19 protein-coding genes are annotated in these 23,641 nt (G+C 73.7%); 11 read left to right on the top strand and 8 right to left on the bottom strand.

The features are described 5' to 3' along the window. Positions 1 to 82: 82 nt before the first annotated feature. The 6 genes from aceA to Phou_RS53800 all read left to right on the top strand — a co-directional run bounded on the left by aceA (position 83) and on the right by Phou_RS53800 (position 7,197). A complete protein-coding gene (aceA, locus tag Phou_RS39245; protein ID WP_173067159.1) occupies positions 83 to 1,354 on the top strand; it encodes an isocitrate lyase in 1,272 nt (423 codons plus the stop codon). 56 nt (positions 1,355 to 1,410) lie between these two features. Further along, the gene (aceB, locus tag Phou_RS39240; protein ID WP_345514878.1) at positions 1,411 to 3,006 is read left to right on the top strand and encodes a malate synthase A; all 1,596 of its coding nucleotides are present in this window, start codon (positions 1,411 to 1,413) and stop codon (positions 3,004 to 3,006) included. Positions 3,007 to 3,132: 126 nt separating this feature from the next. Further along, positions 3,133 to 4,059 carry a hypothetical protein gene (locus Phou_RS39235; protein WP_173067153.1) on the top strand — a complete coding sequence of 309 codons (927 nt, stop codon included), beginning with the start codon at positions 3,133 to 3,135 and terminating at the stop codon, positions 4,057 to 4,059. A 101-nt stretch (positions 4,060 to 4,160) separates the two neighbouring features. Beyond that, entirely contained in the window at positions 4,161 to 4,769 is a 609-nt protein-coding gene (locus tag Phou_RS39230; protein WP_246274236.1) for a MerR family transcriptional regulator, read from the top strand. Further along, on the top strand, positions 4,766 to 6,085 hold the full coding sequence (locus Phou_RS53805) for a VIT domain-containing protein (protein WP_246274234.1): 1,320 nt from the start codon (positions 4,766 to 4,768) through the stop codon (positions 6,083 to 6,085). The genes Phou_RS39230 and Phou_RS53805 overlap by 4 nt, the downstream gene beginning before the upstream one ends. Beyond that, on the top strand, positions 6,070 to 7,197 hold the full coding sequence (locus Phou_RS53800; protein WP_173067149.1) for a vWA domain-containing protein: 1,128 nt from the start codon (positions 6,070 to 6,072) through the stop codon (positions 7,195 to 7,197). The genes Phou_RS53805 and Phou_RS53800 overlap by 16 nt, the downstream gene beginning before the upstream one ends. A 10-nt stretch (positions 7,198 to 7,207) precedes the next feature. Here the strand turns inward: Phou_RS53800 and Phou_RS39215 are convergent, their stop codons facing one another. Together Phou_RS39215 and Phou_RS39210 are read right to left on the bottom strand one after the other, a co-directional pair. Then, on the bottom strand, positions 7,208 to 8,278 hold the full coding sequence (locus Phou_RS39215) for a CU044_5270 family protein (protein WP_173067146.1): 1,071 nt from the start codon (positions 8,276 to 8,278) through the stop codon (positions 7,208 to 7,210). A gap of 14 nt (positions 8,279 to 8,292) precedes the next feature. Continuing rightward, the gene (locus Phou_RS39210; RefSeq protein ID WP_173067143.1) at positions 8,293 to 8,841 is read right to left on the bottom strand and encodes an RNA polymerase sigma factor; all 549 of its coding nucleotides are present in this window, start codon (positions 8,839 to 8,841) and stop codon (positions 8,293 to 8,295) included. 114 nt (positions 8,842 to 8,955) lie between these two features. On the opposite strand from Phou_RS39210, the gene Phou_RS39205 reads away from it, so the two are divergent. Continuing rightward, entirely contained in the window at positions 8,956 to 12,090 is a 3,135-nt protein-coding gene (locus Phou_RS39205; RefSeq protein WP_173067140.1) for an ATP-binding protein, read from the top strand. On the opposite strand, the gene Phou_RS39200 is transcribed toward Phou_RS39205, so the two are convergent. Together Phou_RS39200 and Phou_RS39195 are read right to left on the bottom strand one after the other, a co-directional pair. Further along, positions 12,081 to 12,866: an ABC transporter permease gene (locus Phou_RS39200; RefSeq protein ID WP_173067137.1), complete on the bottom strand. Its 786-nt coding sequence runs from the start codon at positions 12,864 to 12,866 to the stop codon at positions 12,081 to 12,083. The genes Phou_RS39205 and Phou_RS39200 overlap by 10 nt on opposite strands. After that, positions 12,863 to 13,810, bottom strand: a complete 948-nt coding sequence (locus tag Phou_RS39195) for an ATP-binding cassette domain-containing protein (protein ID WP_173067134.1) — start codon at positions 13,808 to 13,810, stop codon at positions 12,863 to 12,865. The genes Phou_RS39200 and Phou_RS39195 overlap by 4 nt, the downstream gene beginning before the upstream one ends. A 103-nt stretch (positions 13,811 to 13,913) precedes the next feature. Between Phou_RS39195 and Phou_RS39190 the strand changes: the two genes are divergently transcribed. The 3 genes from Phou_RS39190 to Phou_RS39180 all read left to right on the top strand — a co-directional run bounded on the left by Phou_RS39190 (position 13,914) and on the right by Phou_RS39180 (position 18,193). After that, complete coding sequence (locus Phou_RS39190; protein ID WP_218579489.1) at positions 13,914 to 15,143, top strand: MFS transporter; 1,230 nt, start codon at positions 13,914 to 13,916, stop codon at positions 15,141 to 15,143. Between the two features lie 76 nt (positions 15,144 to 15,219). Continuing rightward, positions 15,220 to 15,960 (top strand): hypothetical protein, encoded by a 741-nt coding sequence (locus Phou_RS39185; RefSeq protein WP_173067128.1) that lies wholly within the window; start codon positions 15,220 to 15,222, stop codon positions 15,958 to 15,960. 163 nt (positions 15,961 to 16,123) lie between these two features. Beyond that, positions 16,124 to 18,193: a penicillin acylase family protein gene (locus Phou_RS39180; RefSeq protein ID WP_173067124.1), complete on the top strand. Its 2,070-nt coding sequence runs from the start codon at positions 16,124 to 16,126 to the stop codon at positions 18,191 to 18,193. 122 nt (positions 18,194 to 18,315) lie between these two features. On the opposite strand, the gene Phou_RS39175 is transcribed toward Phou_RS39180, so the two are convergent. From Phou_RS39175 to Phou_RS39165, 3 genes are all read right to left on the bottom strand, one after another. Next, a complete protein-coding gene (locus tag Phou_RS39175) occupies positions 18,316 to 18,942 on the bottom strand; it encodes a DUF305 domain-containing protein (protein WP_173067121.1) in 627 nt (208 codons plus the stop codon). Between the two features lie 110 nt (positions 18,943 to 19,052). Continuing rightward, positions 19,053 to 19,499 (bottom strand): DUF6153 family protein, encoded by a 447-nt coding sequence (locus Phou_RS39170; protein WP_173067118.1) that lies wholly within the window; start codon positions 19,497 to 19,499, stop codon positions 19,053 to 19,055. An 84-nt stretch (positions 19,500 to 19,583) separates the two neighbouring features. Next, positions 19,584 to 20,180 (bottom strand): TetR/AcrR family transcriptional regulator, encoded by a 597-nt coding sequence (locus Phou_RS39165; protein ID WP_173067115.1) that lies wholly within the window; start codon positions 20,178 to 20,180, stop codon positions 19,584 to 19,586. 92 nt (positions 20,181 to 20,272) lie between these two features. Between Phou_RS39165 and Phou_RS39160 the strand changes: the two genes are divergently transcribed. Next, a complete protein-coding gene (locus tag Phou_RS39160) occupies positions 20,273 to 21,682 on the top strand; it encodes an MFS transporter (RefSeq protein ID WP_173067111.1) in 1,410 nt (469 codons plus the stop codon). Positions 21,683 to 21,743: 61 nt separating this feature from the next. Here Phou_RS39160 and Phou_RS39155 read toward each other — a convergent pair whose 3' ends face one another. Continuing rightward, on the bottom strand, positions 21,744 to 23,612 hold the full coding sequence (locus tag Phou_RS39155) for a right-handed parallel beta-helix repeat-containing protein (RefSeq protein ID WP_173067108.1): 1,869 nt from the start codon (positions 23,610 to 23,612) through the stop codon (positions 21,744 to 21,746). Between the last annotated feature and the right edge of the window lie 29 nt (positions 23,613 to 23,641).

Raw genomic sequence — 23,641 nt, 5'->3', positions numbered from 1 at the left:
CCCTTTACCGGCCATCGGCGCTGGTGCGAAGTTTGCGAATGCCCCCGAGGCGCGTTCGGGGACGTAATGAAGGAGGCACCGAATGAACGCGACCGCGCGACAGTTGCAGGACGAGTGGACGACCGACCCGCGTTGGCGTGGCATCGAACGGACATACACCGCCGAGGACGTGATCCGCCTGCGCGGCGCGATCCAGGAGGAGCACACGCTCGCCCGCCGCGGCGCCGAGCGGCTGTGGACGTTGCTGCAGGACGAGCCGTACGTGCACGCGCTGGGCGCGCTGACCGGCAACCAGGCCGTGCAGATGGTGCGGGCCGGCCTCAAGGCGATCTACCTGTCCGGCTGGCAGGTGGCCGCGGACGCCAACCTCGCCGGGCACACGTACCCCGACCAGAGCCTCTACCCGGCCAACTCGGTGCCGGCGGTCGTGCGCCGCATCAACAACGCGCTGCTGCGGGCCGCGCAGATCACCACGGCCGAGGGCGCCCCGCAGCCGTTCGACTGGCTGGCGCCGATCGTGGCCGACGCGGAGGCCGGGTTCGGCGGCGTGCTGAACGCGTACGAGCTGATGAACGCGATGATCACCGCGGGTGCGGCCGGCGTGCACTGGGAGGACCAGCTCGCCGCCGAGAAGAAGTGCGGGCACCTGGGCGGCAAGGTGCTGATCCCGACCGGCCAGCACATCCGCACGCTCAACGCCGCACGGCTGGCCGCCGACGTGGCCGGCGTGCCGAGCGTGATCGTGGCGCGCACCGACGCGCAGGCGGCGACGCTGATCACGACCGACGTCGACGAGCGGGACCGGCCGTTCATCACCGGCGAGCGGACGGCCGAGGGCTTCTACCGGGTGCGCGACGGCTTGGAGCCGTGCATCGCGCGTGGCCTGGCGTACGCGCCGCACGCCGACCTGCTGTGGATGGAGACGAGCACCCCGGACCTGGAGGTGGCCCGCCGCTTCGCCGAGGCGGTCAAGCGGGAGCACCCGGACCAGCTGCTGGCCTACAACTGCTCGCCGTCTTTCAACTGGCGCAAGCACCTCGACGACGCCACGATCGCCAAGTTCCAGCGCGAGCTGGGCCACATGGGGTACCGGTTCCAGTTCATCACCCTGGCCGGCTTCCACGCCCTGAACTACTCCATGTTCGACCTCGCCCGCGGCTACGCCGCCGAGGGCATGCCGGCGTACGTGTCGCTGCAGGAGCGGGAGTTCGCCGCGGAGGCCGACGGCTACACGGCGGTCAAGCACCAGCGCGAGGTGGGCACCGGCTACTTCGACCTGATCAGTACCGTGCTCAACCCGGCCGCCGAGACCACCGCGCTGCGCGGCTCGACCGAGGAGGCACAGTTCTCGTGAAGCACCCCACAGAAACGCTCCGCTTCGCTCCACATTTCCGCGGGGGCCCCGCGAGGATCCAGGTCACCGGAGCGATGGAGGACAGGTTCGCCGAGGTCCTGGACCAGAAGGCGCTGGACTTCCTGGTGGCGCTCGACGGGGAGTTCTCGACCCGGCGGGTCCAGGTGCTCGACACCCGCCGGGCGCGGCGCGCCCGCTACGCCGAGGGCCAGCTGCCTGGCTTCCTGCCGCAGACGCGGGCGATCCGCGAGGACCTGACCTGGCGGGTGGCGCCGCCGGCTCCCGGGCTCGTCGACCGGCGGGTGGAGATCACCGGGCCGACGGACCGCAAGATGACCGTCAACGCGCTCAACTCCGGCGCCAGGGTGTGGCTGGCCGACTTCGAGGACGCCACGTCGCCGACCTGGCACAACATCGTCAACGGCCAGCTCAACCTGATCGACGCGGTCGACCGCCGGATCGACTTCACCGCGCCCGGCGGCAAGCGCTACGCGCTCGGCCCGGACCCGGCCACCATCGTCGTCCGGCCGCGCGGCTGGCACCTGGCCGAGAAGCACATCGTGGTCGACGGCCGGCCGATCTCGGCGAGCCTGGTGGACTTCGGGCTGTACTTCTACCACTGCGCGCAGCGGCTGATCGACGCCGGCCGCGGACCGTACTTCTACCTGCCGAAGCTGGAGAGCCACCTCGAGGCGCGGCTGTGGAACGACGTGTTCCGGTTCGCGCAGACCTATGTGGGCATCCCGCAGGGCACCATCCGCGCCACCACGCTGATCGAGACGATCACGGCGGCGTTCGAGATGGAAGAGATCCTGTACGAGCTGCGGGAACACTCGGCCGGCCTCAACGCGGGCCGGTGGGACTACATCTTCAGCATCATCAAGAACTTCGGCGACCGCGACGACTTCGTGCTGCCCGACCGGGCCGCGGTCTCGATGACGGTGCCGTTCATGCGGGCGTACACCGAGCTGCTCGTGCGGACCTGCCACCGCCGCGGCGCGCACGCCATCGGCGGGATGGCGGCGTTCATCCCCAGCAAGGACCCGGCCGTCAACCAGGTCGCGCTTTCCAAGGTCCGCGCCGACAAGGACCGCGAGGCCGGCGACGGCTTCGACGGCTCGTGGGTGGCCCATCCGGGTCTGGTACCGGTGTGCCGGGAAGCCTTCGACGAGGTGCTCGGCGAGCGGCCGCACCAGGTCGAGCGCCTGCGCGAGGACGTCGCGGTCACCGCTGACGACCTGCTCGCCGTCGACCGGACGCCGGGCCAGGTGACCTACCACGGCGTGCGCAACAACGTCGCTGTGGCGCTGCGGTACTTCGACGCGTGGCTGGCCGGCACCGGCGCGGTCGCCATCTTCGACCTGATGGAGGACGCGGCCACCGCCGAGATCGCCCGCTGCCAGCTCTGGCAGTGGATTCACCACGGCACCCCGCTCGGCGGCGGTGGCCGGGTCACCGAGGACCTGGTGCGGTCCATCATGGACGAAGAGCTGGCGCGCCTGCGCGAAGGCCGGTCCGCGGCCGAGCTGGACCGGCTCGCGAACGCCGCCGACATCCTCACCCGGCAGGCGCTGGGCGAGGACCTGCCGGCCTTTTCCACCACCGTTGCCTACGCCCGCCACCTTGTCGGGCGGGGCTCGCGGGACGGCTGACGGCGCCTGGAACTTCCACCTCGCGGCACGCGCGCACACGCACCCGGTTCGGCTACCCTACGGCGTCGCGTCCGGCCGGCGCCGGACGCGCACGACCGTCCAATCACACCGGGGAGGAAGCTCCACATGACCGACATGGACAAGACCACCGACCGCCGGCGCCTGCTGCGCCGCGCGGGCACCGTCGCCGCCGGTGTCGCGGGTGCGGGCGTCGCGGGTGCGGTGGCCGCGACGCCCGCACAGGCGGCTGACGGCGACCCGGTCATCCAGGGAGAGGCGAACCAGGCCCAGAGCTCGACCGGGCTCACGACGAACAGCTCGACGGCTCCGACGCTCGAGCTGGCCAACACGTTCGAGGAGCCGGGCGGCGGTGGCGGCGGGCCGTCGCTGCGCCTGGTGCCGAGGGGCAATTTCCTGTACGACGACGCGCCGGCGGGCTCGCTCGGCGCCGACCAGGCCGGCGTCCCGTGGGTGTCGGTCCAGTACCCGGGCTTCACGTTCTCGCACCGGGTGCTCACCGACTACAACTCCAACACGACCGTGCCGATCCTGCCGACCCGCGTCTGCGACACCCGCAACGCCGCGGGCCGGGCACGGATCCTCAACCCCGCGGCGCTGGACAGTGCCTTCCGGCTCCGCGCCAACCAGGCGATGCACATCGACCTCAGCGACATCGCGTTCTTCCCGGACGCGGTGCTGCTCAATGCCACGGTGGTGGGCCAGGTCGGCCCCGGCTACCTGACCGTGTACGGGTACGGCAGCGCGCGCCCCGTGGCCTCCACGCTCAACTTCCCGGGCACCGGTGTGCTGTCCAACTTCGCGTTCACCGCGGCCGGCTACGACGAGGGCGCCCTTGTCGACGCCGCCTTCACCGTGCACACGATCATCGCCACCCACGTCGTGCTCGACGTGGTGGGCTTCGTGATCAGCACCGGTGGGGTCAACCCGGACGTGCTGCCCAGCGCGCTGTCGACGGCGGCGGGCTTCGCCGCCACCGACTCGGCGAAGCGGCGCGAGCAGGCAATCCGCAAGCGGAAGCCCTCCTGGAAGTAGCAGTCCCCCGATCTGGCGCCCGCCGCGTTCTCGCGGCGGGCGCTTCCGTTTGTGAACTCAACGACGTTGACAGTGTCATATGACAGTGTCATCGTGTAGGGGTGGCGGACGACGGGTGGACGATGAACGAGCTCGTGTCGCGGGTGGCCGCGGCACTCGGCGACGGATACCCGGGCGCGCCAAACGGCCGGGTCCGCGACGTGCCGGACGCGCGCGCCATCCGGTGGTATTCGACGATCGGGCTGGTCGACCGGCCGGCGGCGATGCGCGGCCGCACGGCGCTCTACGGCGAGCGCCACCTGCTGCAGCTCGTCGCCGTCAAGCGGCGCCAGGCCGACGGCCGCAGCATCGCCGAGATCCAGGTCGAGCTGGCCGGGGCGAGCGAGAGCGCACTGCGGCGGATCGCCGCGCTGCCCGACCCGACACCGGCCACCCCGCCCGCACCCCGGTCCGCCCGCTTCTGGACCGAGCGCCCCGCTCCCCCACGACCGCCCGCGCCGCCACGCGCGGACCCGCCGCTGCCCGCGGACCCGCTGCCTGCGAACCCGCCGCCTACGGAGCCGGTGCTGACCGGGGTTCCGCTCGAGGGTGGGGCGGTGCTGCTGCTGCCGGCGGCGCCGGACGCCGACGACCTGGCCGCCATCGCGGCGGCCGCCCGACCCCTGCTCGACCTGCTGTCCGCACGAGGCCTCCTGAGGAGCACACCATGACCGCTGTCACGCCGATGACCGAGGCCGAGCTCACCCAGGAGCGGGGCCGTGACCGCACGGACGACTCCGGGCTCGGCGCCCTGCGCACCGACCGCGGCAACCTGCCGCTGGACCGGCTCGACGTGCGCGCCGACATCACCGGCCTGGTCAGCCGGGTCGAGCTGACCCAGGACTTCCTGAACGTGCACGACGCGACGCTCGAAGCGACGTACGTGTTTCCGCTGCCCGACCGGGCCGCCGTCACCGGCATGCGGATGGTCGCCGCCGACCGGGTCGTCGAGGCCGAGCTGGCCGAGCGCGGCGCCGCCCGCCAGGAGTACGACAGGGCGGTCGCGGCCGGCCAGCGCGCGTCGATCGCCGAGGAGGAGCGGCCGGACGTCTTCACCATGCGGGTCGGCAACATCCTGCCGGGCGAGCGGGTCAGCGTCACCCTCACGCTCGCCGGCCCACTGTCCATGCAGGACGGTGAGGCGACGTTCCGTTTCCCGCTCGTGGTCGCCCCGCGGTACATCCCGGGAGCGCCGCTGCCGGGGCCGAGCGTCGGCGACGGGCACGCGTCCGACACCGACGCCGTGCCGGACGCCTCCCGGATCACCCCGCCGGTGTTGCTGCCCGGCTTCCCCAACCCGCTGCGCCTGTCCATCGACGTCGGCGTCGACCCGGGCGGGCTGCCGCTGGACGCGGTCCGGTCCAGCCTGCACACCGTCGTCGAGGAGGACGGGCGGCTCCGGGTGCGGCCGGGCGAGCGGGCCGACCGCGACTTCGTGCTCCGGCTGGCGTATGGCGCACCGCGGGAGGCGGCCGCGCTCGTCACGGTCGCCGACGCCGAGGGTGCGGAGGGCACGTTCCAGCTGACCGTGCTGCCGCCGGCCGGCTCCGGCCAGCCCCGCCCCCGCGACGTGGTCCTGCTGCTCGACCGCTCGGGCAGCATGGGCGGCTGGAAGATGATCGCCGCCCGCCGGGCCGCCGCGCGCATCGTGGACACGCTCGGCGACGCCGACCGGTTCGCGGTGCTGGCCTTCGACGACATCGTCGAGGAGCCCGCCGGGCTGCCGTCCGGCCTCGTCGCCGCCACCGACCGGCACCGCTACCGGGCCGTGGAGCACCTGGCCCGGACCGAGGCCCGCGGCGGCACCGTGATGCTTGAGGCACTGCGCCGCGGCCTCGGCTACCTGGCCCCGGGGCCGGCGGGATCCGATCCGAGGAGCGCAGCGACGAGGCCGGATGGCGCCGGCTTCCCGGGCCATCAGCGAGCGAAGCGAGCGCAACAAGCACGGCCCCGGACGGCGCGCGTGACCGGGTGCTGGTGCTGGTGACGGACGGCCAGGTCGGCAACGAGGACCAGATCCTGCGCGAGGCCGGCGACCTGGCCGGCGTTCGGGTGCACACGGTCGGGGTGGACCGGGCGGTCAACGCCGGGTTCCTCGGCCGCCTGGCCGCGGCCGGCGGCGGTCGCTGCGAGCTGGTGGAGAGCGAAGACCGGCTGGACGAGGCGATGGACAGCATCCACCGGCGCATCGGCGCGCCGCTGGTGACCGGCGTGACGCTCGCCGCCGACGGACTGTCCCTCGTGGACGGTGCGCGGACGCCGGACCGCCTGCCGGACCTGTTTCCCGGCGTGCCGTACGTGGTGACCGGACGCTACCGGGGCGCCCCGGCCGGCGGCCTGACGCTGCGCGGCACGACCCGCGACGGTCGCGAGTGGACGGTCGACGCTCCGGTGACGCCCAGCGCCAACGCCGCGCTCACCGCGATCTGGGCCCGTGCGCACCTGCGCGAGCTGGAGGACCGGTACGCGGCGGCGGCCGGCACCGACCTGACCGGGCTGGAGCGGCGGATCGTGGACGCGTCGCTGCGCTTCGGCGTGCTGTGCCGGTTCACCGCGTACCTGGCGGTCGACAGCCGCACGGTCGCCGGCGGCGGCCCCGGCCACCGGATCGTCCAGCCGGTCGAGCCCACCTCCGGCTGGGACATGCTGTCCGCGCCGCCGGGAGGCATGAGCCGCGGGATGGGCGGCTTCGCACCGGCGGCGGCCGGCATCGCACCGTCCGCGCGCGCCGCGTTCGTCGCCCGACCGGCCAAGCGGCGGGCCGGGGACGGCGGCGGAATGCCGGTACCGCTGCCGGCGTCCGCACCCGCGCGGCCCGCACCGCCGGTGGCCGACCTGGCCGGGCTGGCGGCCCGCGAGGCGCGCCGGCTGCGCGAGCTGGCTGGCCGTCCGGAGTACGAGCGCCGGGAGGCCCTCGAAGACCTCGGCAGCCGGCTGGCCGTCCTCGCCGGCAGCGGTCCGCTGCGCACGCTCGCCGAGGCGCTGCGCCCGCAGGCCATCGGCGGCCGCCCGTTCGAGGAGCTGTGGGCGCACGTGCTCGAGGTCCTCGACGCGGCGGCCGGCGGCACCGACCGCGGCTCGTCGTTCTGGCGCCGGTAGGGGGCGCGGATCAGCCGAGCCGGTCGGTGCGGTCATAACCGAGGTAGAGCGTCGCGCCGGCGACGGTGTCGGTCGGCCGCTCGACCTCGTCCCAGGCCAGCAGCCCACCCGTGCCCTCGTCGAGGATCAGGACCTGCCGGGTGGCGCCGGTGTCGACGCTGATCGCCACGCCCGCGCGTCCGGCGCGGTCGGTGACGCTGCCGTGCCAGGAGACGCCCGGCAGGTCCGCGAGGATCCGCAGGATGTGCGCGCGGGACGCTGGCGGCGGGGCGAAGACGGAGTACAGGTCACGCACGGCGGACAGCACGCGCTCCGGGCCGTACCGGTCGACCTCGCCGACGCCGAGCCGGGCGGCCAGCTCCGCGGGGTCGGTGGTCAGCGGCTCGCTCGGCCCGGCCCGGTCCGCCGGCAGGTCGTCGACCCGCGGCTCAGAGGTCGCCGGGAGGGCCGTGGCGTGCTGCTGCCAGTACCGCCGGGACTGCTCGTTGGGGTAGACCGGCGGCAGTGGCCGCACGGCCTGCCGGCCGGAGCCGTCGGCGGTGTACCAGAGCCGCTTGTCCTGCGGGAAGATGACCTGCGCGGTGCCGCCCGGTGCGTCGTCGAACACGGCGTTCCAGTCCACCGTGTGGACGTACGTGTAGCGGCCGGTGGCGCCGTCGTAGGGTGCCGGGCCGACCGCGCCGGCGAGAGCGCGCAGGCGGTCACCGGCGTCCACCGGACTCGTGCCGGCCCGCATGGCCACCGGCCGGACGACCGGCCCCAGGCGCAGCTCCGCCGGCGTGCCGGACGGCGTTGCCGAGCCGCCGGCCCGTCCGGGCGGTGCCGGGCCGTCCCTGGTGACGGAGTGGATCCCCGCCGTCGCGGCCACCGCACCCGCGGCGATCACCGCCGTCACTGCGGCCACCGCGAGCCGGCGCCGGGCCGGTCGCGCGGCACCCCGGTAGCCGGCCGGGTCTACGGGTGCGGGGGCCTCGGCGATGGCGATCAGCTCGGCCGCCGGCGTGCGGGGCGGCGGTACCGCAGCGTCGCGGGCCGGGTCCGCCGGCCCGAGCAGTGTTCTGATGCTGGTCTCGTCGACCATGTCCGGTGTCCTTTCTACAGTCGGATGGGTGCCGCGCTCGGTTCGTCGAGCGGGACCGCGCGCAGCGACTCGGCCAGCCGCCGCCGGGCCCGGTGCAGCCGCACCGCCGCCGTGGCGCGGCGGCAGCCCAGCACCGTGGCCGCCTCCGCGACGGTCAGCTCCTCCCACCCGACGAGCCGGAGGATCTCCTGGTCGGTCTCGGACAGCGTTGCCAGCGCGGCCCGCACCGCGGCCAGCCGGTCGGCGGCCCCGCCGTCGGACGGGTGCGCGACCGCGCGCTCGTGCGGGGCGCCACCCGCGGCGAGCGTCACGAGCGCGGGTGCGGCGTGCCGGGCGCGCCACTGGTTGGCCAGCAGCCGGCGGGCCACGCCGTACAGCCAGGGCAGGCCGCGGTCGGGCACCTCGACCCGCCGCCGCCAGGCGACGACGAACACCTCCTGCGCGAGGTCGACGGCGGCGTCCGGGTCCGCGAGGCGGCGCAGCGCGTACCTGAAGACCTGCGGGTAGTGGGTGGCATAGAGCGCGGTGAACCATTCCTCGCCGCGCTCCCGCGATGGTCGCATCCAAGCTCCTGACTGGTTCGACGGTGGCACCCATGCTTGTGTCACCGCCGGCCCGAGGATTACCGCACGGTCCCGACGAACTTCGCGCGCCCGCGCCGGGCCTACGCTGGCGGCGTGGCTGTCGATCTGGTCCTGCTGCGCGGGGTCTCCTACCGCGGCCAGGAGGTGACCGGGCAGCGGATGCGCGGCCTGCTGGCGCTGCTCGCCACCGACCTGCGCACCGGATGCAGCACCGGGCGGCTGGTGGACGGGCTGTGGCCCGACGAGCCGCCCGCCAACCCGGTCAAGGCGCTGCAGGTGCTGGTGTCCCGGGCCCGGGCGCAGCTCGGCGCGGCGGTGATCGCCAGCACGCCTGTGGGGTACCAGCTCGCCCTGACCGAGGACCAGGTGGACACCGGCGTGGTGCTCTCGCGGGTCGCGGCGGGCGCCCGGCAGCTGCGCGCCGGTGACGACGCGGCCGCGCTCGCGCACGCGGAGGCGGGCCTGGCTCTGTTCGGCGGCACGCCGCAGGACAGCGTCGGCACGGACGACCCGGTGGAGGCGCTGCGCGCCGAGCGGGTGCCGGCGCACCGGGCGCTGGCGCGTACCCGGGCGCTGGCCCTGGCCCGGCTGGGGCGGCACGGCGAGGCGGTCGAGCCGCTCACCGCGCTCGTCGAGCGGCTGCCGCGCGACGAGGAGGTGCTGCTGGAGCTGCTGCGCTGCGAGGCGGCCACCGCGGGCGCGCCGGCGGCGCTGGCCCGCTACGAGGCGTACCGCCGGTCGCTGCGCGACGAGCTGGGCACCGACCCCGGCGCGCCGCTGCGGGCCGCGTACCAGCGGCTGTTGCAGGGCGACACGCCGGTGGTGCGGCACGGCGTCGCGTACGAGCCGAACCCGCTGCTGGGCCGTGACGAGGACATGGCCGCGGTGACCGCGATGGTGCGCCGTTCCCGGGTCACCTCGATCGTCGGGCCCGGCGGCCTGGGCAAGACCCGCCTGGCGAACGCGGTCGCGCGGGAGGCCGAGCAGCGGGTGGTGCACGTGGTCCCGCTGGCCGGCGTGGCCACCGACGCGGACGTGGTCCGCCAGGTGGCGTCGTCCGTCGGCAGCGGCGAGCAGCGGCCGACCCCCGCGTCGGTACCGCCGGACGCGGTGGCCGGCATCGCCGCCGGGCTGGGCCCCGGCCCGGCGCTGCTGGTCCTGGACAACTGCGAGCACGTGATCGCCGGCGCCGCCGAGCTGGTCCGGTCCCTGGTCGCGACGATGCCCGAGCTGCGCGTGCTGACCACCAGCCGCACTCCCCTGGGCCTGTCGTCGGAGTCGGTGTACGCGCTGCCCGAGCTGAGCCTGCCGACCATGGTGGAGCTGTTCACCCAGCGGGCCCGGGCCGCCCGGCCCGGCGTCGACCTGCCCGCGGAGACGGTCGCCGGGCTGTGCCGCCAGCTGGACGGGCTGCCGCTGGCGGTGGAGCTGGCCGCCGCGCGGATGCGGGTGATGTCGGTGGCGGAGATCGCCGGCCACCTCGCCGACCGGTTCGGCCTGCTGCGCGGCGGCCCGCGCGACGCACCGTCGCGGCACCAGACTCTGCACGCCGTCGTCGACTGGAGCTGGGCGCTGCTGGACCCCGCGGGGCAGGCGGCGCTGCGCGCGCTGTCGATCTTTCCCGGCGGCTTCACCGCGGACGCCGCGCGGCACCTGCTCGCCGGTGACGTGCTGGGCACGCTCGAAGACCTGGCCGACCAGTCGCTGATCAAGGTGGTCGACACCGGTGCCGGCACCCGGTTCCGGATGCTGGAGACGGTACGCGAGTTCGGCGCGGCCCAGCGCGCGGCGGCCGGCGAGGACGACCAGGTCACCGCCGGCTTCCTGAGCTGGGCACGCGAGTTCGGGCTGGCACACCACCACGCCGCGATGGGCTCCGCCCAGCCGGCGCTGCGGCGGCTGCGGGACGAGCGGGACAACCTGCTGCAGGCGCTGCACCTGGGCGCCGAACGGGGCGACGGCGCGGCCGTGGCCTCCGCGACCGCGGTCCTGGCCGGCCCGTGGCTGCTGGAGTCGGACTACGCCCGGATGGCGGCGCTGATCGAGGAGTCCGGCCCGGTGCTGTCGCACTACCGGCCCGACGACGCCTTCGTCGAGGTGACCCGGACCGCCGCGGTGCTGTGCACGGCGTTCACGTTCAGCGTCGAGGGCCCGCGGGCGGTACGCGCGCTGGTCACCCTCCGCCGCCTCCCGCCCGCCCCGCCGGACACCCTGTTGCGGGCGGTGGCGACCGTGCTGGCGGCACTGCCGGAGCTGCTGGCCGAGGGCGGGCAGCGGCTGCGCGAGCTCTGCGACAGCGATCAGCCGCTGCTGGCCGGTGCCGCCAACGCGGTCGCCACCGCGCTGTGGGAGTACCAGGGCCAGCCCGACCTGGCCCTGTCCGCGGCCGAGCGCGCGCTCGCGGCGTTCCAGCGGGAGCCGACCCCGTGGGCGCGGCTGCTCGGCCACTCCCGGATCGCCGACCTGCTCATGCAGCGCGGCCGCGGCGACCTCGCCCTGCCGCAGCTCGACGCGGCAATGCGGGCGCTGGACGAGCTGGGTGTGCGGCACGAGACGCTCGGCGTGCGGCTCGGCATGGTGCTGGCACACCTGCAGGTCGGCGCCATCGACGCGGCCGAGCGGCACCTGGCCGTGGCCGAGCCGGACCAGCCCGAGGACGCGCTGGACGTGCGCTCGTTCAGCCTCGCCATACGCGCCGAGATCCTGCTCGCCCGCGGCGAGGACGAGGCCGGACTGCGGCTGTGGCGGCGGGCCGCCGGCCTACTGCGCGACAGCGTGGACAGCGGCGCGGCGGTCGGCTTCGACGGGTGGACGCTGGAGGTCGAGGCGGCGGCGGTGGTCGCGCACGTGCGGCGCGGCCGGCTCGACCTTGTCGCCCCGCTCGCCGCCGCGCTGCCGGACCGGCTCGCGGCACTGCTGGCCGCCCTCGACGCGAACGCCGCCTACGCGACGGGGTACCCGGTCGGCGGCGCGGCGCTGCTCGCACTGGCCACAGTAGACATTCATCGCGGCGCGGCCGCCTCCGGCGCCCGGCTGACCGCGATGGCCGAGCGGTTCCAGTTCACCCGCGGGTTCGTGTCCACCATGTCGCCGGAGCTGGCCCGGCAGGCCGCCGAGCGGGCCGACAAGGCGGCGTACGCGGAGGCCACCTCCACGTACGCCGCACTGGACCGGGACGCGCTGCCCGCCGCCGCCCTCGCCACGCTGCGCGGGCGGGTTCAGGACTGACGGTTGTACAGCCGCTTCGCCCACAGGTAGCCGGCCAGCGCGATGCCGGCGCACCACGCGGTGGCGGCGATGCCGCTGGTGCCGATCGCGGTGCCGAGCAGCAGCCCGCGGATCGTCTCGATGATCGGCGTGAACGGCTGGTACTCGGCGAACCAGCGCAGTCCGGCCGGCATCGAGTCGGTCGGCACGAAGCCGCTGCCCAGGAACGGCAGGAACACCAGCGGCATCGGCAGGTTGCTGGCGCTCTCCACGGTCTTGGCCACCAGGCCCATCGCGACCGACATCCAGGTGAGGGCGAAGGTCACCATCGCCACGACACCGGCTGCCGCCAGCCACTCCACGACGTTGGCGTTGGGCCGGAAGCCGATCGCCAGGGCCACGGCCACCACGGCGCCGACCGCGACGAAGGTCTGCAGCACGGCGCCGAGGACGTGGCCGGTCAGCACCGACACGCGGGCGATGGCCATGCTCTTGAACCGGGCCACGATGCCCTCGGTCATGTCCATGGCCACCGAGATCGCGGTGCCCTGCGCCACCGCGGCCACGGCCATCATCAGGATGCCGGGCGTGACGTAGTCGACGTACGCGCCGCGCCCGCCGGAGCCCGGGCCGAGGCCGTCGCCGAGGGTGCCGCCGAAGACGTACACGAACAGCAGCAGGAACAGCACCGGAACGCCGATCAGCTGCAGGGTCAGCGACGGGTACCGCCGCATGTGCTTGACCTGGCGGCGGACCATCGTGGCCGAGTCGGACAGCGCGAGTGACAGGGTGCTCATCGAACGACCTCCGGGGTCTGGGTCAGGCTGAGGAACACGTCGTCGAGGTCGGGTGTGTGCACGGTCAGCGACTCCACGTCGATCGACGCGTCGTCCAGCCGGGCCAGCAGCGCGCGCAGCGCGTGCACCCCGCCGTCGTGCGGTACCTGCAGCACCAGGCCCTCGTCGTCGCGGCCGGACGCGCCGAGCGTCCGCGCCGCCAGGTCCAACTCGGTCGGGTCGGCGAACCGGAGGGTGACGTGCCCGCCCGGGATGCGGCGCTTGAGCTCGTCCGGCGTGCCCTCGGCGACCACGCGGCCCCGGTCCAGCAGCGCGATCCGGCCGGCGAGCTGGTCCGCCTCCTCCAGGTACTGCGTGGTCAGGAAGATCGTCACCCCGCCCGCCGCCAGCTCGCGGATGATCTGCCACAGGCCTCGCCGGCTGCGCGGGTCGAGGCCGGTCGTCGGCTCGTCCAGGAAGATCACCCGCGGTGTGCCGACCAGCGTCATCGCCAGGTCCAGCCGGCGCTGCATGCCGCCGGAGTAGGTCGCCGCCATCGTGTCGCCGGCCTCGACGAGGTCAAGCCGTTCCAGCAGCTCGGCCGCCCGGCGGCGTCCCTCGCGCCGGCCCAGGTGGTGCAGGTCGGCCATCAGCAGCAGGTTCTCCCTGCCGGTCAGGAGCCGGTCCACCGCCGAAAACTGGCCGGTGAGGCCGATCGCGGCCCGTACCGCGTCCGGCTCCCGGTCCGGCTGGTGGCCGGCGACGCGGACCTCGCCGCCGTCCGCGCTGGTCAGCGTGGCGAGTATCCGCACGACGGTGGTCTTGCCGGCCCCGTTCGGGCCGAGCAGCGAGAAGATCGTGCCCTCGGCGACGGACAGGTCGATGCCGTCGAGCACGACCTTGTCGCCGTAGGACTTGCGGAGCCCGCGTACCTCGATCGCGGGCCGGTTCAGGTTCGCTGTCATGCCGCGAACCATCGCCGGTGCCGGTTTCAGCACGGCAACACGGCGGCAACGCGGCGGCCGCCCGGCTCGTTGCCGGGCCGCGGCCTGGGTGAGACTGGGCGGCGTGACCACCCTGTCCGAGCCGGCCCGCCCGTCGCTGCGCCGCAACCGCAGCTTCAACGCCTTCTGGGCCGCGCAGATCATGTCGGTGCTCGGCGACTCGTTCACCACGCTGGCCGTGCCGCTGCTGGTCCTGGACGCGACCGGCTCGGTGGCCACCGCCGGCCTGCTGACCGGTGCGATGGCGACGACCGCGGTGCTCACCGGGCTGTTCGCCGGGGTCCTTGTCGACCGGGTGGACCGGCGCCGCCTGCTGGTCGGCTGCGACGTGGTCCGGATGCTGCTGCTGGCCGCGGTACCGGTGATCTGGCTGCTGCCCGAGCCGCCGATCTGGCCGCTGTTCGTGCTGCTGCCGGCCGCGTCCGCGGTCGGGATCACGTTCCAGGTCGCGGCGGTCACCGCGGTGCGCGGCCTGGTACCCACCGAGGAGGTGACCCGGGCCAACGGCCGGATCTTCGCCGGCACGTCGCTGGCCGCGGTGGCCGGGCCGGCCGCGGCGGGCGGGATCTCGGGCTGGGTGGGGCCGGCCTGGGCGATCGGTGTCGACGCCGCCACCTTCGGCCTGTCCGCGCTGCTCCTGCTGCTCGTCCGGCTGCCGGCCCGGGCCACACCGGCCGGCGAGGGTACCGGCCGGCCGTGGGACGAGTTTCTGGCCGGGGCGCGGTTTCTGCTGCGTCACCCGGTGCTGCGCTCGCTGACCGCGCTGCTGACCGTGTTCATCCTGCTCACCTACGGCATCGACGACGTGGTCATCTACCACCTGCGGCACGACCTGGGTCAGCCGGACGGCACCATCGGCCTCGTGCTCATGGCCGGCGCGCTGGGCACCGTCACCGGTGCGCTGGTGGTCGCGCGGCTGCGCGAGCGGCTGGGCTTCGGCGCCTGCTGGATCGGGTCCGTCGTGATCACCGGCGCCGCGGTGGCCGGGCTCGCCCTGACCGGCCAGGCCGTCGAGGTCGGCGCCCTGATCGCGGTGTACTTCGCGAGCGTGAGCGTGGGCGGCATCTGCTCGATGTCGCTGCGCCAGCAGGTCACCCCGGAGCACCTGCTGGGCCGGGTCACGTCGGCGTTCTGGACGATCCACTTCTCACTGGGCGGCCTCGGCGCGGCCGCCTTCACCTGGCTGGCCGAGCAGCACGGCACCACCCTGACGTTCGTGCTGTCCGGCGCCGGCTGCCTGGCGGTCGCGCTCGCCGGGCTGGCCACACCGGTCCGCCAGGCGCACCCGTCCTGATCGGTTTGATCTTGGGTTCGCCCCCACCCTGACCGCGAAAGGGTCCTGAGTGGACCTGGTGCCCTACCCTGCGGGCATGTCACCGGTCGCGGGGCGCTGGTTCGCGCTGTGGATGTGCCTGCTCGCGTTCGCCGGGCGGCTGGTGGTCGACATCTGGGTCCGCCCCTTTGCAATGGGCATCGAGCCGACCGTTCCGAGTCTTTTGATCACCGTGGCCGCCGTCGTGATCAACATCGGCGTCCCGCTGGTGCTGTACGTCGCCGCCGCCTCCCCTCTGCCGTACCCCGCCGTGCTGGAGGTCGACGCCGCCCGGGCCGCCTTCGTCGCACCGGCCGGAGACGCCTGGCACCTGCAGGCGATCCTCCTTTCCTGGCTCGGCGCCGGCATCGGCCCGACACTGGCCGAAGGGCCGGTCGACGCGGGGTTCTGGTCGTCGACCGCGATCGTGGCCGTGACCGGCGCGGCCGTCGCGTTCCTGCTGTTCGGCAACCGCCCCCGCCTGGTCCTGGAGCCGGCCGGCCTCACCGTCCAGTACATGGTCCTACGGCGGAAAGTCCGGTGGAGCGAGCTGCTGCCGGGCGGCCCGCCACCGCCGGCCAGCCAGGGCTTCAGCGCCAAGATCAAGCTTCTCCTGCGGCCGCCGGACCCGCACACCGCGCCGGCCCGCGTCAACGTGCCGGTCGGGCAGTTGGCCGTGAGCCCGGAGTTCCTGGCCGCGACCATCCGGCACTACGCCGAGCAGCCGGAGCGGCGGCCCGCAATCGGCACCGGTGACGAGCTGGCCCGCCTGCGGTCGGAGCTGGCCGGAGCGCGCTGACCACCTGTCCACAGCGGGGGGCGCAATCTTGTGACGGCTTGCGTCACACCGCGACACCATATGTATGTGACGCGCGTCACCTTGTGGACCGTCAAACGATCCGGCGGCTGCCGATCAACGGACTAGCTGTGGCCGAAACTGACGGTTCGAAGGGGAGGCGCCGATGCGCCGATCGTTGTTCGCCCTGTTATGCGCGGGGGTTCTGGGTGCCGGTTCGCTGGTCGTGTCGCCGGCGGGGGCCGGCCACGCCGGCGTCGCCGGCCGGGTGGAGGTGCCGGGCCTGCGCGCCGCCGCGTCCGTGGTCCGCGATGTCGACGGGGTCTGGCACCCGATCGACATGCGCGGCGGCGGGTACGACGTACAGGGCGACAGCTTCGCCGGCGTGCCGTTCGTCGTCCTCGGCCAGAACAGGCACCTCGCGTTCGGCGCGACCCAGCACCTGATGGACGTGACCGACACGTTCGTCGAGCAGGTGCGCACCGACGCCGCCTCGCCGAGCGGCCTGTCCACTGTGTACAAGGGCAGGCGCGAGCCGGTCGTGGCCATCCCGGAGACGTTCCGGGTCAACCCGCGCACACCCGGGCGCCAGGACGTCCTGGACGTCGTGCCGCCGGGCGGCGCGATCCCGGCGCGGACGCTCGTCGTGCCGCGCCGCAACAACGGTCCGCTGCTGACCGTCGACGCCGTGGCCGGCACCGGGCTGTCCGTGCAGTACACCGGGTTCTCGCCGACCGCCGAGCTGGAAGCGTTCCGGCGCATCAACCTCGCGCGGGGCGTCGGCGACTTCCGCGAGGCGATCCAGCACTTCGACATGGGCGGCCAGCACTTCATCGTCGCCACCGTCAGCGGCGACATCGCCTACTTCACCAACGCCGAGGTCCCGGTCCGCGAGGACCTGCAGGCTGGCCGGGTACACGGCAACCCGCCGTACCTGCTGCGCGACGGCACCGGCGGCAACGAGTGGCTGCCGGTCGTCCACCGCCAGCCGCACCAGTCGGTGCCGTACGAGATCGTGCCGTTCCGCGAGATGCCGCAGCTGGTCAACCCGCCGGCCGGGTTCCTCGTCTCGGCGAACAACGACGCGAGCACCAACTCGTTCGACAACGACGTGCTCAACCAGACCCGGCCCGGCGGCGGCGTGTACTACCTCGGCTTCTTCCACAACGGGTTCCGCGCCGCCCGGATCACCGAGATGGTGCGGGCCGCGGTGGCCAAGGGTGGCGTGACGGCGGCCGACGTGGTCGCGATGCAGGCCGACACGACCACGCTCGACGGCCGGTACTTCGCATCGGTCATCACCGGCGCGCTGGAGCGGGCCCGGCGCAGCGCCACGCCCGAGCTGGCCGCGCTGGCCCGGGACCCGCGCGTCGTGGAGGCGGCCGGCCGGATCGGCCGCTGGGACAACACGTACCCGACGGGGATCCCGGAGGGGTACGACGCCATCGAGCGCGACGGCCGCCTCGAGACGCCGTCGCAGCGGGAGGTCGAGAACAGCGCGGCGGCCACGATCTACGTGCTGTGGCGCGGCCGGTTCATGGTCAACGTGCTCGACCGGCACGTCCAGCAAATCTCGCCGCAGCTGCCCACGGCCATCGACTTCTCCGCGTTGCAGGCGTTGCGGCGGCTGCTGGTCGACTTCGACACCCGCCACGGCGTGGGCCGCTCCGGTATCGACTTCTTCGCGGTGCCCGGTATCGCCGACCCCGCCGACCGGCGCGACTACCTGGTGCTCAAGAGCCTCGACGACGCCCTGAGGCTGGCCGCGGGTGACGCGTTCGCGGCCGCGTTCGGCAACTCGACGAGGCAGAGCGACTACCGGTGGGGCAAGCTGCACCGGCTCGTCATCGGCTCGCCGCTCGGCGCGCCGTACACGATCCCGTCCGAGGGGAACCGTTTCACCTCTCCCCTGCCCGGCCTGCCCGGCATCCCGGTCGACGGCGGCCCGAACGTCCCCGACGTGGCCGGGCATCCGTTGCGCGCCGACGCACCGGACCGGTTCACGATCGGGCTCGTGCCGAGCCGGCGGTTCGTCGCGCAGGCCACCGGCTCCGGTTGGCGGTCGGTCGACTCGCTGCCCGGCGGCGCCAGCGAGGACCTCGGCGGCCCGTTCGAGCAGAACCTGCTGCGCCGATGGCTCACCAACGACACCTATCCGATCCGCGAGAGTGCGCGGGACCTCGCCGGCGTCACCGACTCGGTGACGGCGTTCGTGCCGGCGCGGCGCACCGGGTAGGCGCAGGCATTACTGGGGGGCAAGCGGGGTCCGGGACGGTCGTCCCGGACCCCGCGCGGTGTCGGGCTCTCGGCTGGGCCAGTCCCACCCATGGCACCGGTTGGGACCACCGCCGGAACGGATCAGACCGTCGTCAGCATGGCTTGCATCTGCTGTATTTCGGCGGTCTGGTCTGTTTCGATCTTCCTGCTCAGGGCCGTGGCCTCCGGGTTTTGGCCTTGCCGTTGTTGCGTGGCGGCCATCTGGAGCGCGCCCTCGTGATGCTTGATCATCATCTCCAGGAACTTCATGTCGAAGCCGCGCCCACTGGCCTTCTCCAACGCCGACACGTCGGCGTCGCTCATCATTCCGGGCATGCCTTCGTGCGTGTCGTGACCACGACTGGTGACCGGCGGCGAGGCGCCCCATGCCGACAGAAGCCCGGTCATCTGAGTGATCTCCGGCCCCTGGGCAGCGGCGATCTTGGCGGCGAGATCCTTCACCTTCGGGCTCGCCGCGCGGGTTGCGGCGAGCTCGGCCATCTCGACCGCTTGCTGGTGGTGCGGGATCATCCCTTGGGCGAAAGCGACGTCCGCGTCGTTGTGCCTGGCCGCGTCCGTCGCGGCGCTTGCGCCGGCGGAGACGGCGGTCTGCTGGTCGGTGCTGTGCCCGCCGCTGTCGTGGTCGCCGCCGCATCCGCCGGTAAAGGCGAGGGCGGTGGCTACCGCGATGACGCCGGCGGCGCGACGGATGGCTGAACTGCTACGCATAACTTGATCGACTCCTTGGGTTTTCGTCGTCTGGGAAACGAAGGCGGACGGCAGCCAACGACCGCGCACCCACAACGAGGGCGCGGGCGGTCTGCCGTGAGTCGGTCGGCCTAAATGCGTCGCAGCGAAAGCTCGGACAGCCGGGGAGGACCGCAGCCGGTGCCGTTGCCAGCCTCGCGTGCGGCCGTTCGGGCGGTCAGCAGCGCGGGCTCCGAGGGCTCTTGGGGCAGCGGTGCGAGAGCGGGAATTCCGTCCGGGCCATTACCACTCTGGTGGGGCTGGCACACCTGCCCTGGGTGCCCGTGGAAGCGGTCCGGGCACTGCGCCCCGTCCGGGTGCGGGCAGTGATCGGTCGCTGCCAACACTGCGTGGATCCGCGGGGCGGCATCGTGGTCGTGGGAGTGGCCGGCCGGCAAGCCAGCGAGCTGATGCATCGCGACCAGGCCGAGCACGGCGCTGAGCAGAACCAGCCGGCCGACAAACGCCGCCGCCGCGGCCAGAAGGCCACGACGCACGGCGTGGACCTCGGCGACCAGCGGCGTCCGCGATTCACCCACGTCCTCTACCTACGTCAAGAACGGCGCTCCGGCTCAACCCGATGTCCCAGGCGGGCCGCCCGGCACGCCCACCGCCCGCCTCGGTCAGGACGCCCGTGCGGGGTCAGCCAGCAACGACTGTACGGATGCCGTCACGACGTGGGCGGCGTCGGCGGCGTCGAGGCGGCCGGCCCGCTGCTCTTGTGCGGCGCCCTTGAGCAGGTAGTGCACCGCGTTGACCAGCCAGGTGGTCGGCAGGTCGGCACGGAAGACGCGGTCGTCCTGGCCGCGGCGGATGAGGCGCTCCACCCGCTCGGCGGGCACGGCGTGCAGCTCGCGGACCCGTTCGGGAGACAGCACGCCTTCGGCCGCATCGAGCAGTGCCGCCGACTCGGCCACGAGCGCCCAACTGGATGCGAGCAGCCGGGTCAGCGCGGCGCGGGCGTCCCCACCGAGGTCCAGGCAGGACAGCGTCTGCTCGCCGGCCCGCATGGCGTCCGCCAGCGCGGCCTCGATCAGCAGCGCGCGGTTGGGGAAGTGGCCGTAGAGCGTCATCCTGCCCACACCGGCCGCCTCGGCGATGTCGTCGATGGTCGCGGCCGGGTCCCGCCCCAGGCAGGTCCGGGCCGCGGTCACGATGCGCGCGATGCTGCGCTCGGCGTCGGCCCGCCTGCGCCGGCCCTGGCCTGCGGTCGTCGACATGTCGCCATCTTAACTCGTACGGGAATATACGAGCTGAACCTCTGGTTTCTGAACTCGTACATACACATACGAGTTACGGCCGGAGGCAGATCATGATGTACGAAGCACCGCAGCAGCGGGCGCCGCACCCGCTGCGCTGGCGCATCCTCGGGTTCCTCGGGGTGGCGCAGTTGATGTTGATCCTGGACGTCACCGTGGTGGCGATTGCGCTGCCGCACATCGAAACCGACCTGGGGGCCAGCAGAGAGGCGCTGACCTGGACGGTGAGCGCGTACGCACTGGCGTTCGGCGGCCTGATGCTGCTCGGCGGGCGGGTCGCCGACCTGGTGGGAGCCAAGCGGGTGGTGTTGGCGGGGCTGTTGGTTTTCACGGCGGCTTCGCTGGTGACCGGGCTCGCCGAGTCGTCCGGCACGCTCATCGGCGGGCGCATCGCACAAGGTGTCGGGGCGGCGTTGCTGTCCCCGGCGGCGCTGTCGCTCGTCGTCACCCTCTTCGACGGCGACGAGCGGAACAAGGCGCTCGGCGTCTGGTCGGCCCTCGGCGGTGGCGGCGCGGCCCTCGGCGTGCTCCTGGGCGGGATCCTCACCGCCGGACCGGGTTGGCCATGGGTCTTCTTCGTCAACGTGCCGATCGGCCTGGCCATCGCCGTCGCGCTGGCCGGGATGCTGCCCCGCCAAGGCGCGGCCGGCACCGGCGGCCGACTGGACCTCCTCGGGGCCGTGCTGGTCACCGCGTCGTCCGGCGCCCTCATCTACGCGTTCATCACCGCCGGCGAACGCGGCTGGCTGACCGGAACCACCGGCCTGCTCGTGCTGCTCGCGGCCGTGGGGTACCTCGCGTTCGTGGTGTGGCAGCGGCGTGCCCGTTCGCCGCTGATGGACGTCCGCCTGCTCGCCCGCCGGCCGGTGGCGACCGGCACCTTCCTCATCCTGCTCGCGACGGCGCTCATGATCGCGGTGTTCTTCCTGGGCACGTTCTACTTCCAGCACGCCCGCGGGTACGGTGCCATGCGAACCGGGCTGCTGTTCCTGCCGGTCGCGCTGGCGACGATGGCGGGCGCGCACCTCACCGGTCGCGCCATCGGCCGGCTGGGCGCCCGTTCCCTCGCGGTGATCGGCCTGGTCGTCGCCGCCGCCGGGATGGCCCTGCCCGCGCTCGCGATCCACCCGGCGACCGTCGTCGTCGGCGTTTCGGTCGCCGCCGCCGGCACCGGCGCCCTGTTCGTCGTGGCTTCAGCGACCGCGCTCGGCCAGGTGGCCCCGCACGAAGCGGGCATCGCCTCCGGAATCGTCAGCACATTCCACGAGTTCGGGGCGGCCAGCGGCGCCGCGGTCGTGTCCAGCGTGGCGGCCGCCAGCCTCGTCGGCGACACACTCTCGGGGTTCACCAAGGGCTTCACCGTCGCGGTCATCGCCGCCGCGGTCGCCGCTCTCGTCGCCGCGGTCCTCACGCCTCCACGACCCGCACAGCCGGCAACGGCCCGAGACGACGTCTCGACCTGAGCCAGAAACTCGATGGCCGTTGAGCACTGAGCCATCGGACCACCGCTGACGTCGCGGTAGCTCAGAATCCCTGGATGGTGACGGCGTACTCGTGCGGTCCGGCGTGGGGTGCGGTGGCGGTGAACCGCACGACTCCCCCGTCGTCGGCGGTGACCGTGGAAAGTGCGGTCCCGTCGCGGGTGACGGTGTAGGCGACGCCGGGGCGCAGCCCGTCCACGGTGAACGCGACGGACGTGCCGGCGGCCGGCCCGGTGACCCGGACGGCGGTGGGGCCGGCCGGGGTGACCTCGGCGGTGCCGCTCGACGGCAGCACGGTGACCGGGTGCGGTGTGACGGTGGCGGTGGCCGCCAGCGGCAGCCGGCTTCCCGCCGCGGTGACCACTGTGGAGGGTCCGCCGGCGCCGGTGCCGAAGACCCTTCCGGCGGCGCTGGTCACCTCGGCGCTGCTGGCCGCGTCGAGGGTGAAGCGGATCGGGCCGGCGGGCTCGGTCACGCTCACCGAGGAGGCGGTGAGCTCGACGGCCTGCCCGGCGGGGAGCCGCACGGCGTCGAGCTCGGTGCCGGCCGAGTTGACGAACTGCAGCGGGGCGCGGCCGCCGGTGGCGGCGGCGCCGGTGACGCGGTTGCCGTCGGCGTCGGTGAACTTGACCAGGCTCGCGCCGGCGCCCTGGATGGTGTTGTCCTGGAAGAGGTTGCCGGTGGGGCGCCCGCTGCTGGTGCTGTACGCCGGCAGGTCCGTCCCGCGGAACAGGAAGATGCCGTACTTGCCGCTGTCGCGGATCACGTTGTCGCTGATCGTGTTGTGCGCCGAGCCGACCGACAGGCGTACGCCGACCATGTTGTCGTCGACCTCGTTGCCGGTGACCGTGTTGCCGGCGCTGTCGAAGATGGCGATGCCGGCGCCGTTGGGGTGGTTCCACACCCGGTTGCCGGAGATCACGGTGTTGGTGACGCCGCGATGGATCATGATGCCGTGCACCTGCCCGGCCACGTCGGAGTCGCCGGCCGCGCCGAGCCATGGCCGGCGCCCGTTGTCGTGGCTGTCGTTGTCGACGATCCGGAGCCGGTCGCAGCGCTGCGAGCAGATCACGCCGTGGTTGCCGTTGTAGGCGAACGTGTTGCCCTCGATGACCAGGTTGGAGGAGGCGTCGTGCGGGTCCAGGCCGTACGAGACGTTGCGCTCGTACCGGTTGCGCAGGAACGACACGTCCCGCGCGCCCCACGTGTACGTGCCCATGTAGTTGTGGTGGAAGTGGCTGCCGACCTGTGAGCCGGTCACCTTCACCCGGGCGCACAGGTCCGGCGCGGTCCGGGCGCAGGGGCGGGACTTGTACGTGATGCCGTAGCTCTCGGCGGCGTTGTAGCCCAGGTACGCGATCTCGCTGTCCACGATGTCCATCCGGGACTCCAGCGGGGTGCTGCCGTCGGCGGCGAGCGTGGACAGCACCCGGATGAACGCCCGGCCGCGGCTGCCGCCGGCCGGTACCGCCGGTTCGGTGTCCGGGCGGTCGGCCACGTCGTCCCAGGAGGTGACGGTGGTGGCGCGCAGGTCGACGGTGCCGTGGTTGGCCATGATCTGGCTGACCTCGGTCGGGGCGCCGCTGGAGCGGCTGCGCAGCCGGAACGTGTCCACGTCGCCGCCGTGCAGCCGCAGCGTGCTGCCGTTCTGCAGCACCAGGTCGGCGTCGAGCCGCCATACCCGCCGGGCCGCGTCCACCTGGACGAGCGGCGCCGACGGGCACGCCTGCTTGATGGTGGCGGGCGTGAACACCTGTGGGGCCGCCAGGTAGATGGTGTTGCTGGACGCGGCGTACCGCACCGGCGCGGTGCACGCGGCCGCCGAGGCGGGTGCGGGCAGGCCGGCCGGTGCCAGCACGGTGGTCAGGCAGGTGGCGAGGACGGTGACGGTACGGACGGTTCGGCGAGTCACGACTAGCGGTTCCCTCGGTCGGGTGCGGT

The organism is Phytohabitans houttuyneae, from assembly GCF_011764425.1.
Lineage (GTDB): Bacteria > Actinomycetota > Actinomycetes > Mycobacteriales > Micromonosporaceae > Phytohabitans > Phytohabitans houttuyneae.
The sequence above is the reverse complement of the archived record's forward strand: the minus strand, read 5'-3'. Positions and strand labels throughout refer to the sequence as shown.

Excerpts from the sequence above, each read along its gene's own strand:
- aceA (WP_173067159.1), top strand. The coding sequence starts at position 83 with ATGAACGCGACCGCGCGACAGTTGCAGGACGAGTGGACGACCGACCCG.
- Phou_RS39235 (WP_173067153.1), top strand. The coding sequence starts at position 3,133 with ATGACCGACATGGACAAGACCACCGACCGCCGGCGCCTGCTGCGCCGC.
- Phou_RS53805 (WP_246274234.1), top strand. The coding sequence starts at position 4,766 with ATGACCGCTGTCACGCCGATGACCGAGGCCGAGCTCACCCAGGAGCGG.
- Phou_RS39215 (WP_173067146.1), bottom strand. The coding sequence starts at position 8,278 with ATGGTCGACGAGACCAGCATCAGAACACTGCTCGGGCCGGCGGACCCG.
- Phou_RS39210 (WP_173067143.1), bottom strand. The coding sequence starts at position 8,841 with ATGCGACCATCGCGGGAGCGCGGCGAGGAATGGTTCACCGCGCTCTAT.
- Phou_RS39200 (WP_173067137.1), bottom strand. The coding sequence starts at position 12,866 with ATGAGCACCCTGTCACTCGCGCTGTCCGACTCGGCCACGATGGTCCGC.
- Phou_RS39195 (WP_173067134.1), bottom strand. The coding sequence starts at position 13,810 with ATGACAGCGAACCTGAACCGGCCCGCGATCGAGGTACGCGGGCTCCGC.
- Phou_RS39185 (WP_173067128.1), top strand. The coding sequence starts at position 15,220 with ATGTCACCGGTCGCGGGGCGCTGGTTCGCGCTGTGGATGTGCCTGCTC.
- Phou_RS39180 (WP_173067124.1), top strand. The coding sequence starts at position 16,124 with ATGCGCCGATCGTTGTTCGCCCTGTTATGCGCGGGGGTTCTGGGTGCC.
- Phou_RS39175 (WP_173067121.1), bottom strand. The coding sequence starts at position 18,942 with ATGCGTAGCAGTTCAGCCATCCGTCGCGCCGCCGGCGTCATCGCGGTA.
- Phou_RS39165 (WP_173067115.1), bottom strand. The coding sequence starts at position 20,180 with ATGTCGACGACCGCAGGCCAGGGCCGGCGCAGGCGGGCCGACGCCGAG.
- Phou_RS39160 (WP_173067111.1), top strand. The coding sequence starts at position 20,273 with ATGATGTACGAAGCACCGCAGCAGCGGGCGCCGCACCCGCTGCGCTGG.